Genomic DNA, 10,739 nt, shown 5'->3' with positions numbered 1-10,739 from the left:
AGTGCGCAGCGCACTCTCCTCACGCAGAGCGAATGGACATCGAAGTCTACGCCCGGCCCGTCGCCCACAGCATCTCATCAGCGCGTTCAGGCCCTTCGGGCGCCTCCGCCCCACGAACAACCAGGAGTCCCTGTGACCGACATCGAGAACACCATCGCCGAGAACATCCAGAAGGCACTCGGCGAGATTCCCCACCCGGCACTGCCCAAGGGCACCAACATCTACGGGTCGACGAAGATCTTCCCGGACTACAAGGCCGAGGACGGCGAGTCCTACTTCACGCTGGTGCACGGCATCGCGCACGAATCCTCCGTCAGCTTCGTCGCCGTCCTGCAGGCAACCCGCGCACTGCGCAAGGGTTTCGAGTCGGCGATTTATTTCTACGGCCCCGGCGCCCTCAACTGCCTTGCGACGCGGGGGTTTCCGACCACCGGAGACAACGGCTTCCCGGGCGAGCAGAACATCAACGACGCACTCGCGACATTCATCTCCGAAGGTGGGACCGTCTTCGCGTGCCGCTTCGGCCTCGCGCTGCACGGCGGACGGGAAGAGGACCTGATCGAGGGCGTCGTACCCGCACATCCCCTGGATGTGCAGGACGCCATCATCCACTACTCCCGCAAGGGCGCCATCATCAACTCCACATACATGGTCTGAGGTGTGAACCATGAGCGATCTCTCGACACGAGTTGACGTAGCAGTACGTGGAATTCGATCACTGAACGTCCCGGTCACCCGGACTTCCGGCGCCGGCCCCAGCGACGACGGTCATGTACTGATCGGCGGGATCGGCGGCGCCATCCCCATCCGGTCCGACAGCCCGTACGAAGTCAGTGGAAACCGCCTGCTGTTGAACGGCACCGACATGGGGATGGAGATCGAACCGGTCCGCCGGCCCCGGTTCTACGACCTCGATACCGCCGACGGAATCTCCTACGAGAAGATCGCCCGGCTGCACGGGACGAACGTCCTCGCCACGACCGTGGTCCAGACCTGCATTCGATACGACCCGGCACAGCGGTGCCGATTCTGCTCGATCGAGGCATCACTGCAGTCCGGCTCGACCATCGCGGTGAAGAAGCCCGAACAACTCGCCGAGGTCGCCGAAGCCGCCGTCCGCCTCGACGGCGTCACCCAGATGATCATGACCACGGGCACGTCGGCGGCCAAGGATCGCGGTGCCCGTCACCTGGCGCGATGCGTCGCGGCCGTCAAGGCGGTGACCCCGGACCTCGCCATACAGGTGCAGTGCGAACCGCCCGGCGATCTCGGGACCATCACGGATCTTCGGGACGCGGGGGCCGATTCCATCGGCATCCACGTGGAGTCCCTGGACGACGAGGTTCGGCGGCGCTGGATGCCCGGCAAGGCGATTGTTCCGCTGGACGAGTACCGGGCGGCGTGGCGCGAGGCGGTACGGGTTTTCGGACGGAATCAGGTGTCGACCTACCTGCTGGTCGGGCTGGGTGAAGATCCCGACGAATTGGTCGCGGGCGCAGCCGAACTGATCGACATGGGCGTCTACCCGTTCGTCGTCCCGTTCCGGCCGCTCGCCGGCACGCTGGCAGTCGAGGACGGGGCTCAGGCGCCGTCGCCGGCCCTGCTCGCCGACGTCACCTCGCGGGTGGCGAAGGAATTGCAGGCGGGCGGCATGCGCGGCGCCGACCAGAAGGCGGGCTGCGCCGCGTGTGGGGCCTGCAGTGTCCTTCAGAACGCAGGAGGCTGACATGTGGGACCTGCCGACCGCCGAGAGCACTCCTTCCGATTTCGCCGTCCTCACCGGGCCGTCGGTTCAGGAGTCACAGTGGAGTTTCCTCGTGCAACCCGCCACCGGTCGGGTGATGATCGAGGCGTACCGACGACTGCGGCGTGAGACGTTCGTCGTGGAACAGGGACTGTTCACCGCCAGCGACCGGGACGATGTCGACGACGATCCCCGAACCGTGGTGCTCGTGGCGATCAGCACCACGGGCGAGGTGCTCGGCGGTGTTCGCCTCGCCCCGATGACGGACGGCACCGACCTCGGGTGGTGGGCGGGAAGCCGCCTCGTGGTGGGTCGAAACATCCGGAACAGCAGGGGAATCGGAAAGGCACTCGTGCGCGCCGCCTGCGCCCACGCCGAATCCCGCGGCGCGTTGCGGTTCGACGCCACCGTGCAGAGCCGGAACGAAACGATGTTCGCCCACCTGGGCTGGACGCGGATGGGTGACGTCACGGTGGCGGGCGCGCCGCACGTGCACATGACGTGGCCGATCGATCGCGTCGAGCGTCTGGTCCAGAGCACGAAGTCCTGTCTGGCCCACACCCTGGCACCCTTGGGTACGCATGGTGATGCGCTCGGCGGCAGCGGGTTCCGCGGCGACGACGGCGCACCGGTACCGGGCAGCGACCTGATTGCGGCGTGCGACGCCATCCTGCCCGCCATGGTTGAGCGCGATCCCGAGTGGGCCGGATGGTGCGCCGCCCTCGTCAACCTCAACGACCTGTCGGCGATGGGTGCCGTCCCCGTCGGGATGCTCGACTCGGTCGGCGCACCGAACACCTCGATCCTGTCGAAGGTGATCCGTGGGCTCAGCCGGGCTGCGGAAGCGTGGGGCGTACCGGTACTGGGCGGCCACACCCAGCTCGGTGTTCCCGCGGCGCTGTCGGTGACAGCGCTCGGACGCACCGCGGATCCGGTGCCCGCGGGTGGGGGTCGGGTCGGCGACGAGCTCACGCTGACAGCAGACCTGGACGGGCAGTGGCGGCCGGGATACACCGGACAGCAGTGGGATTCGACGTCCCATCGCAGCTCGGACGAACTGCGGGACATGGCCTCGTTCGTCGCCCGCACCCGCCCCGCCGCGGCGAAGGACATCAGCATGGCGGGGATCGCCGGCACCACCGGGATGCTCGCCGAGGCGAGCGGACTCGGCGCCGTCCTCGACGTCGCATCGGTCCCCAGGCCGCCCGGTACGACGGCGGGTGACTGGATGACGTGCTTTCCCGGGTTCGCGATGATCACCGCCGATCGGCGCGGTAGCGCCCCGGCGCCCGCCGGGCCGGCCACCTCGGCCGTCTGCGGGGAATTGACATACGAGCCGGGGGTCAGCCTTCGCTGGCCCGACGGCGTAACGACACGCGTGGTGCACTCCACGGTCACAGGATTGGGAAGAGCATGACTGACATCGGAATCTCCGTTGCGGCAGCCGAGTTCGGCCGCGACATGGAACAAGCGTATCGCACGATCGGTGAACTGATCCAGCAGGCGCGGACAGCCGGGAGTTCGCTACTCGTGCTTCCGGAGGCCTGCCTGGGCGGTTACCTGCCCAGCCTGGGCGGAGGCGACGAAACCGAGGAGCAGCGGCAGCGTCGGCTCCGCAGCCTCCCGCCCGCACTGGAATTGGACGGGCCCGAGATCCGGCGGGTCGTCGACATGGCCGGCGACCTGGTGATCACCCTCGGATTCTGCGAGGCCGACGGCGCCGACCGGTACAACGCCGCGGTGACGCTGCACGGCGACGGGATACTCGGCTCGTACCGCAAGGTGCACCAGCCGCTGGGGGAGAACCTCTGCTACCGCGCCGGCGACAAATACGAAGCGTTCGACACCCCGGTCGGACGGATGGGCATGCAGATCTGTTACGACAAAGCCTTTCCCGAGGCCGCGAGGACGCTCGCCCTCGACGGCGCGGAGATCATCACGTCGCTGTCGGCGTGGCCCACCGCCCGCACCAACCGCGTCGAGAACCCCGAAGACGACCGGTGGAAGCAGAGATTCGACATCTACGACCGCGCGCGGGCCACGGAGAATCAGGTGGTCTGGGTGGCGTCGAATCAGGCGGGGACGTTCGGGTCGCTCCGGTTCGTGTGCAGCGCGAAGATCGTCGGCCCGGGCGGCGAGATCCTCGCCACCACAGGCGTGGAACCCGGCCTCGCCTCGGCCACGCTGGATGTGCAGGCCGAACTGGACGCGATTCGCAGCGGCGGGATGTACAACCTCCGGGACCGCCGGCCGGAACTGTACGGAGACGTCGTCGCGGAGAACCGGGTGAGCGGCACCCGGCTCGACGCGACGGCGCGACCGTCGTTCCTCCGCACCACGACAGCCGAACTGGAGCCCGTCGATGCCTGAGATGACGTTCACGGTGCGCTGGCCGGACGGAAGCACCCAGTCCTGCTACTCGCCGTCGCTGGTCATGCACGACCACCTGGTGGCCGGTGAGGACTACACGGTCGCCGATTTCCTCACACGCACCACGACGGCGCTCACCGAGGCCAGTGAGCGAGTCCGTGCCAAGTTCGGGATGTACTGCACGTCCGCGTCCGAGCAGATGCAGGAACTCGAACGCGCCGGCCGCACCCTCGACCCCCAATCCCTCGTCCGGGTCCTCGAGATGAACCCGGCTTCACTCCCCGGAGAGTCGTGATGACCGAACAACACACAGTCGTCGTGATCGGCGGCGGCCAGGCGGGCCTGTCGATCAGCTGGCATCTGGTGCAGCGTGGAATCGACCACGTGGTGCTCGAGCGAGAGTCGATTGCGCACGAGTGGCGCGACAGCCGCTGGGACAGCTTCACTCTCGTCACTCCGAACTGGCAGTGCACCCTTCCGGGATACAGCTACTCGGGCGGCGATCCCGACGGGTTCATGAACCGCGAGGAGACCTACCAGTTCGTGCGTGGGTACGCGGATACCTTCGATCCCCCTGTGCGCGAAGGGGTCACGGTGGTGGGGGTCCGGCAGTCGGGTTCCGGAGGGTTCGACGTGGACACGACGGAAGGCTCGATGCACGCCGACCACGTCGTCGTCGCGGTCGGCGGGTACCACACACCGGTCGTTCCCCGGTTCGCCGAACGGCTGCCCGCCGACATCACGCAATTGCACTCGTCGCAGTACCGGAGCGCCGGCGAGCTGCCCGCGGGCGAGGTTCTCGTGGTGGGCAACGGCCAGTCCGGCGCCCAGATCGCGGAGGATCTTCATCTCGCGGGTCGTACCGTCCACCTCGTCACCGGTGGGGCGCCGCGGGTCGCGCGGTTCTACCGCGGCCGGGACTGCGTGGCCTGGCTGCACGACATGGGCACCTACGACGTCTCGATCGCCGATCACCCGGGCGGTCTGGGCAAGCGGGAGAACACCAACCACTACGTCACCGGCCGGGACGGTGGCCGCGACATCGACCTCCGTGCGTTCGCGCTCACGGGAATGCGCCTGTACGGGCGGCTGCTCGACGTCGTGGACGGCACCCTGCGGTTCGCGCCCACTCTGGAGACGTCGCTGGATGCTGCCGATGCCGTCAGTGAGAGCATCAAGGATTCCATCGACGCCTATATCGACCGCGTGGGCATCGATGCGCCGCGCGAGGAACGGTACGTGCCGGTCTGGCGTCCCGAACGTGAGGTCACCGAGTTGGAGCTGCCGACGTCGGGCATCACGTCGGTGGTGTGGTCCATCGGTTTCCGGACCGACTACCGGTGGCTCCGCGCGGGCGTGTTCGACGGTGAGGGCCATCCCACCCACAACCGCGGCGTCACCGCGGTGCCCGGGCTGTACTTCCTCGGCCTTCCGTGGCAGCACACGTGGGGTTCGGGACGGTTCGCGGGAGTGGCGCGGGACGCGGAGTATCTGGCGGACCGCATCGAACTCGAAGCGGGTGTGTTGCCGGCGACGGCGACACTAGCCTGACGCCTATGGTGACGACACGGTTGGCAGCGTTGGCGGGGCACTTCGGCCGCGACATCGATCGCGCGCTCCTGAAGTTGCAGGCGCTGATCGAGAGTGCGACGAACGACGGGGTGGACCTGCTCGTCCTGCCCGACGCCTGCCTCGGCGGCTACATCTCGGATCTCCGGCGGCCGGACACAGAGGAGCTTCCGCCCGCGCTCGCCGCGGACAGCCCGGAACTGAAGGCCGTCGCGAAGATGGCGGGCCGCATGACGGTCTGCATCGGGTACACGGAACTGTGCGACGGGGTGCGATACAACGCCGCCACCTGCGTGACCGGTGACGGAGTGCTGGGCAGTCACCGCAAGGTGCATCAGCCGGCCGGGGAATCTCTGGCGTACGCCGCGGGTGACTCCTTCACCGCCTTCGACACACCGGTGGGCCGGATCGGGATGCTGATCGACTACGACAAGACGTTCCCGGAATCCGCTCGCACCCTCGCGCTCGACGGCGCGCGGATCATCGCCGCGTTGTCCGCGTGGCCGGCCAGCATCACGGACCGGGCGGCGCGCATGATGCAGGACAGGCAATCACGCCTGTTCGATCTGTACGACTCGGCGCGGGCCGCCGAGAACCAGGTGGTCCTCGTGTCGTCCAACCAGACCGGAATCCAGGGTGGACTGCGATTCCTCGGTCAGGCCAAGGTCGTCGGCCCGGGCGGCGACGTGCTCGCGCGAACGGGGACGAAAGGCGGCCTCGCCGTCGCCGAACTCGACGTCGACTACGAGGTGAATCGGGCCAGGAAGGTGCTGCGGCACCTGGAGGAACGCCGCATCGACAGCTACCGGAGACTGCTGGACCGAGGAGAACACTGACGTGCGGATCGCTCTGCTGACCTATTCGACCAAACCCCGCGGGGGAGTCGTGCACACCCTGGCATTGGCCGAGGCCCTCGCCCGGCAGGGCGCGGACGTGACGGTCTGGACCCTGGGCAGGCACGGCGACGCCGCTTTCTTCCGTCCGGTCGACCCGACTGTCACCGTGCGGGTGGTGCCGTTCGCACACGTCGACGACGAGACCGTCGGTGAGCGGATCCTCCGATCCATCGAGACGATGCGCGCCGCCTTCCCACCGGGGGCCTACGACATCGTCCACGCGCAGGACTGCATCAGTGCCAACGCGGTCGGGCGGTGCGTGCGAACCATCCACCACCTCGACCAGTTCACGACGCCCGCGCTGGCCGCCTGCCACGAGCGCGCGATCGTGGATCCGTACGCGCGGATCTGCGTGTCCGCCGCCGTCGCCGCGGAGGTCTCCGCCGGGTGGGGTCTCGATTGCACCGTCATTCCGAACGGCGTGGACTCCGCCCGATTCGAGGACGCACGCGAGGACACCGAGCGCCGCCGAAGGTGGGCCGATGAATTGGGCGACTACGTGCTGGCGGTCGGCGGTATCGAACCGCGCAAGGGCAGCATCGACCTGGTGGAGTCGTTCGCACTGCTCGCGAAGGAGCAACCGGACCTGCGGCTGGTGTTCGCCGGCGGCGAGACCCTGTTCGACTACCGGGGGTACCGGGACGAGTTCGACCGGCGGGCCGCAGAGCTGGGTGTGACACCGACCATTCTCGGAACGATCGACGACGCCGAACTCCCCTCGCTGGTGGCCCAGGCGCACTCGTTCGCCTTCCTCTCCACCAAGGAAGGATTCGGGCTGGCCGCGATGGAAGCCCTGGCGGCGGGCGTTCCCGTCGTCGCACGCGACCTGCCGGTCCTGCGGGAGGTCTTTCGCGGGACGGTCCGGTACGCGTCCACCCACGAGGAGATGGCACGCGCCCTGACCGAACCTGCCGACGGCGCCTCCCTCGACGAGGGGCGCGCCTTCGCTCGCTCACATCGATGGGACGACGTCGCGCAGAAACATCTCGAGTTCTACCGAGAGGTCGCGGCGCACCGCTGACTCAGTCGGCGCTCTTGATGGTCTTCATCGTGATCAACGAGGTGACCCGCGACACCGCCGGGAGCCCGCTGAGCTTGGTGGCCATGAAGTTCTCGTACGTCGCGAGGTCGCGGACCGCCACCCGGATGAAGTAGTCGGGGATCCCGAACAACCTCCGGCATTCGATCACCTCGTCGAAGGCGGCGACCCGGGACTCGAACTGCTCGATGGTCGCCTGGTCGTTCACACCGATCTCGGCGGTGACGATCACCTGGAAACCCCGATCGAGCGCTTCCTGGCTGACGATGGCGCGGTAGCCGGTGATGACTCCGTCCGCCTCGAGCTTCTTGACCCTGCGCAGGCACGGGGACGGAGTCAGACCCACCAGATCCGCCAATTCGGTGTTGGTCAGACTGGAGTCATTCCGAAGGTGGTCCAGAATTGCGTGATCGATGTCATCCATTGAACTATTATTGCGCAGAGTGCGGAAAATGGGCATTTGCTCGCAATCGCGCACCGGGATAGTTGCTATAGATTTGCGTGGTGATCGATCCAGCAACCCTCTCGACGACCGCAGTCGTCGACTCCGACCCCCGGCAGCCCCCGGAGTGGCGTCGCGCCCTGCAGACGTCCCTCCCCGTCGGGATCGGGCTGGTTCCGCTGGGGATCGCCCTCGGGGTGCTCGTCGTCCAGCAGGGCCTCAACCCGTGGTGGGCGATGGTTTTCACCTCGCTGATCTACGCCGGTTCCCTCGAATTCATCGCGGTCGGCATGGTGGCGGCGATGACGCCGCTCCCGTACATCGCGCTGACCGCGTTGCTGGTGAACTTCCGGCACGTGTTCTACGCCTTGAGCTTTCCCCTCGACAGGGTGAAGGGCCGGCTCGCCCGCTTCTACAGCATGTTCGCGCTGACCGACGAGGCGTACGCCATGACGGTCACCGGCGACCGGAAGTCGATGTCCGGCCGGGTCGTCGTGTACTCGCAGTTGTATCTCCACGCGTACTGGATCGGTGGAGCGATGCTCGGAGCGACCGCGGCGCAATGGATCCCGGAGAACATCGTCGGCCTCGACTTCGCGCTGACCGCGCTGTTCGTCGTGCTGTCCATCGAGGCCATCCGGTCCCAGAGGGGTTTCGCGGTGCCCTCGATGGCCGTGATGTGCGCGCTGATCGCGCGCCTCGTCGACCCCGGACACATGCTGCCGATAGCGATGGGCGCCTTCGTGAGCCTGCTCGTCGTCCGCTATTTCCTCGCCCGCCGAAAGGTGGCCACCGATGCCTGACGCCGGTTACATCCTCGCGGCCATCGCGATCATGGCGATCGTCACGTTCGCCCTGCGCGCCGTCCCCTTCGCGATCGTCATGCCGTTGCGCTCGTCCGCGCTCGTAGGCTACCTGGGTGTCTACCTGCCGGCCGGGATCATGCTGATCCTGGTGGCGTACTCGCTGAAGAACGTCTCCGTCACCGCCCCGTCGCACGGGATCCCCGAACTGATCGCGGTGGGGGCGACCGCCGCGGTGCACCTGTGGCGCAAGAATGCGGTGCTCTCGATCGTCGTCGGAACCGGGCTGTATGTCGCCCTGATGAACTGGGCATTCGCCTGAGCCCGGCGCGCCTCACGTTTACGATGCAACCACACGGGTAGGCAGGAACCACAAGACAGTCGGCCGTTTCTCGGGAAGGACGCACTGATGAGCGAACAAGATGCACGTTCGGTGACGGGTGTTCGGGACAAGGACTACAACCTGATTTGGTTCGTCGAAGCGTCACTGAGCAACGCTCTGCGTCTCGAGGGTTACATTTCGGACGCCGACATGGACGGTGACGCCGAGTTGGCCGACTTCTTCCGCCGCGCCCAAGCCGTGAGCCGGAAGGGTGGCGATCTGGGCAAGGCCATGCTGGCCGCCCGCCTGAAGAAGGAACAGTAGGCCTCCGCCCCTACCGGCCCGGATCGGAACTCAACCCCTCTGCGTCGGCCAGGGACCGCCGCGGACAGGCCTGCCCGCGGCGGTCCGCTTTTCGTTGTCACGGAACCGCGGCTCGTAGTGATGGAAGAACACCTTGCCGACCAGGTCGCGTCGGCTGTGCACACCGGTCTTGTCGAAGATGCTCTTCAGGTGTTGCTGCACGGTCTGCGCCGACACGTGCAGTTCGGCGGAGATCTGCGAAGTCGACGCCCCGTGCAACACCATCGACGTGACCTCCTTCTCGCGCTCGGTCAGCCCGTACGCCGACATCAGCAGCGGATACAGACGGCTCGGATGCGCCGGCTCCACGATCACCGCGATCCGCCGCCTGCCCGTCGACGTCAGGCATGCCCCGTGCAGCACCAGCCACGCCCCCGACCGCGACAGCACCCGCGAGATGGCCACGTCGCCCAGGCGGTCGCGGTCTTCCACACACCGCAACACGCGACCGGCGAGAGTGATCACCGCGGCCGGCAACTCCCCCCGATCCCAGTCCCCGCCCGGCAGATCCACCATCCACCGGTCGACCCCGGGCGTCGCGGATTCGATGTTCCACTTCTCGTCGAGGACGAGCAGACCCGGCGAATCCGCATACTCCGGTTCCTCGGCCTGCCCGCACAGCAGTGCGCGGCGGGCACCGCCCGCGAGGACCGGCGCGATCTCCTGCACGAACGACTTCTCGGTTTCCGAGAACATCGGCATCCCCTCGTCGCGATAGAGGCTCAGCGCTCCCCAGGTTTCTCCCGAGCGCGTGCGTAACCGCGCAATCAACTCCTGGTCGCCACCGAGTGTCCGGTTCCGGCGCCAGCGCGGACTTCCCGACGGATCACCGTGCGCGGCTTCGTGCAACGTGGAAATCCCTTCGGCGGACCGCATTACGTCGGGGACGGACTGAACGTCGTCCTCGTAGTACTCGGCGGCCAGCCATTCTCCGGGAAATTCGTCCATGCCGAAGTGATAGTGACTGGTCATCAGCATGGACACGGGGTCGAGGGTGAACCAGCACGGCGTCCAGTAGTAGGGGACGACACCGGCGACGACGTCCGACGCGTCCCGCCACAGCGACACCAGGCCGCGGGGTGCGGCGCACAGTCGTGCGACCTTGTCTGCCGCGCACTGCACGGAATCCACGCTCACGAGTCAAGCGTACGAGCGCGGATCGGCGCCGGAAATACCAGAATTGTGGAATGG

13 protein-coding genes are annotated in these 10,739 nt (G+C 67.3%); 11 read left to right on the top strand and 2 right to left on the bottom strand.

Going from position 1 to position 10,739, the window contains the following annotated elements:
* Positions 1 to 132 precede the first annotated feature (132 nt).
* From QM806_RS13110 to QM806_RS13075, 8 genes are read left to right on the top strand one after another with little or no spacing between them, the layout of a single operon-like run.
* Complete coding sequence (locus tag QM806_RS13110; RefSeq protein WP_005254648.1) at positions 133 to 657, top strand: MSMEG_0572/Sll0783 family nitrogen starvation response protein; 525 nt, start codon at positions 133 to 135, stop codon at positions 655 to 657.
* Positions 658 to 667: 10 nt separating this feature from the next.
* A complete protein-coding gene (locus QM806_RS13105; RefSeq protein WP_283291653.1) occupies positions 668 to 1,726 on the top strand; it encodes an MSMEG_0568 family radical SAM protein in 1,059 nt (352 codons plus the stop codon).
* Between the two features lies 1 nt (position 1,727).
* Positions 1,728 to 3,161 (top strand): MSMEG_0567/sll0787 family protein, encoded by a 1,434-nt coding sequence (locus QM806_RS13100; RefSeq protein WP_242322486.1) that lies wholly within the window; start codon positions 1,728 to 1,730, stop codon positions 3,159 to 3,161.
* A complete protein-coding gene (locus QM806_RS13095; RefSeq protein ID WP_005254655.1) occupies positions 3,158 to 4,114 on the top strand; it encodes a carbon-nitrogen hydrolase family protein in 957 nt (318 codons plus the stop codon). Before QM806_RS13100 ends, QM806_RS13095 begins: the two co-directional genes overlap by 4 nt.
* A complete protein-coding gene (locus QM806_RS13090; protein ID WP_005254656.1) occupies positions 4,107 to 4,409 on the top strand; it encodes an MSMEG_0570 family nitrogen starvation response protein in 303 nt (100 codons plus the stop codon). Before QM806_RS13095 ends, QM806_RS13090 begins: the two co-directional genes overlap by 8 nt.
* Complete coding sequence (locus tag QM806_RS13085; RefSeq protein WP_120660178.1) at positions 4,409 to 5,665, top strand: MSMEG_0569 family flavin-dependent oxidoreductase; 1,257 nt, start codon at positions 4,409 to 4,411, stop codon at positions 5,663 to 5,665. The genes QM806_RS13090 and QM806_RS13085 overlap by 1 nt, the downstream gene beginning before the upstream one ends.
* Positions 5,666 to 5,670: 5 nt before the next feature.
* Positions 5,671 to 6,519 (top strand): carbon-nitrogen hydrolase family protein, encoded by an 849-nt coding sequence (locus QM806_RS13080; protein WP_054247890.1) that lies wholly within the window; start codon positions 5,671 to 5,673, stop codon positions 6,517 to 6,519.
* A 1-nt stretch (position 6,520) separates the two neighbouring features.
* A complete protein-coding gene (locus tag QM806_RS13075; protein WP_283291650.1) occupies positions 6,521 to 7,600 on the top strand; it encodes an MSMEG_0565 family glycosyltransferase in 1,080 nt (359 codons plus the stop codon).
* 1 nt (position 7,601) lies between these two features.
* On the opposite strand, the gene QM806_RS13070 is transcribed toward QM806_RS13075, so the two are convergent.
* Positions 7,602 to 8,042, bottom strand: a complete 441-nt coding sequence (locus tag QM806_RS13070; RefSeq protein ID WP_005254660.1) for an Lrp/AsnC family transcriptional regulator — start codon at positions 8,040 to 8,042, stop codon at positions 7,602 to 7,604.
* A 77-nt stretch (positions 8,043 to 8,119) separates the two neighbouring features.
* On the opposite strand from QM806_RS13070, the gene QM806_RS13065 reads away from it, so the two are divergent.
* The 3 genes from QM806_RS13065 to QM806_RS13055 all read left to right on the top strand — a co-directional run bounded on the left by QM806_RS13065 (position 8,120) and on the right by QM806_RS13055 (position 9,509).
* The gene (locus QM806_RS13065; protein WP_283291648.1) at positions 8,120 to 8,863 is read left to right on the top strand and encodes an AzlC family ABC transporter permease; all 744 of its coding nucleotides are present in this window, start codon (positions 8,120 to 8,122) and stop codon (positions 8,861 to 8,863) included.
* Positions 8,856 to 9,185, top strand: a complete 330-nt coding sequence (locus QM806_RS13060; protein ID WP_005254662.1) for a branched-chain amino acid transporter permease — start codon at positions 8,856 to 8,858, stop codon at positions 9,183 to 9,185. Before QM806_RS13065 ends, QM806_RS13060 begins: the two co-directional genes overlap by 8 nt.
* An 87-nt stretch (positions 9,186 to 9,272) precedes the next feature.
* Positions 9,273 to 9,509 carry a hypothetical protein gene (locus tag QM806_RS13055; protein WP_005254663.1) on the top strand — a complete coding sequence of 79 codons (237 nt, stop codon included), beginning with the start codon at positions 9,273 to 9,275 and terminating at the stop codon, positions 9,507 to 9,509.
* A 30-nt stretch (positions 9,510 to 9,539) separates the two neighbouring features.
* Here QM806_RS13055 and QM806_RS13050 read toward each other — a convergent pair whose 3' ends face one another.
* A complete protein-coding gene (locus QM806_RS13050) occupies positions 9,540 to 10,670 on the bottom strand; it encodes a helix-turn-helix transcriptional regulator (RefSeq protein WP_043791904.1) in 1,131 nt (376 codons plus the stop codon).
* Between the last annotated feature and the right edge of the window lie 69 nt (positions 10,671 to 10,739).

This window comes from Rhodococcus sp. IEGM 1351, assembly GCF_030056875.1.
In the GTDB taxonomy this organism is placed as follows: Bacteria; Actinomycetota; Actinomycetes; order Mycobacteriales; family Mycobacteriaceae; genus Rhodococcus_F; species Rhodococcus_F opacus.
The sequence above is the reverse complement of the archived record's forward strand: the minus strand, read 5'-3'. Positions and strand labels throughout refer to the sequence as shown.

Coding starts and splice junctions, on each gene's coding strand:
- QM806_RS13105 (WP_283291653.1), top strand. CDS start 668: ATGAGCGATCTCTCGACACGAGTTGACGTAGCAGTACGTGGAATTCGA.
- QM806_RS13100 (WP_242322486.1), top strand. CDS start 1,728: ATGTGGGACCTGCCGACCGCCGAGAGCACTCCTTCCGATTTCGCCGTC.
- QM806_RS13095 (WP_005254655.1), top strand. CDS start 3,158: ATGACTGACATCGGAATCTCCGTTGCGGCAGCCGAGTTCGGCCGCGAC.
- QM806_RS13090 (WP_005254656.1), top strand. CDS start 4,107: ATGCCTGAGATGACGTTCACGGTGCGCTGGCCGGACGGAAGCACCCAG.
- QM806_RS13085 (WP_120660178.1), top strand. CDS start 4,409: ATGACCGAACAACACACAGTCGTCGTGATCGGCGGCGGCCAGGCGGGC.
- QM806_RS13080 (WP_054247890.1), top strand. CDS start 5,671: ATGGTGACGACACGGTTGGCAGCGTTGGCGGGGCACTTCGGCCGCGAC.
- QM806_RS13070 (WP_005254660.1), bottom strand. CDS start 8,042: ATGGATGACATCGATCACGCAATTCTGGACCACCTTCGGAATGACTCC.
- QM806_RS13060 (WP_005254662.1), top strand. CDS start 8,856: ATGCCTGACGCCGGTTACATCCTCGCGGCCATCGCGATCATGGCGATC.
- QM806_RS13055 (WP_005254663.1), top strand. CDS start 9,273: ATGAGCGAACAAGATGCACGTTCGGTGACGGGTGTTCGGGACAAGGAC.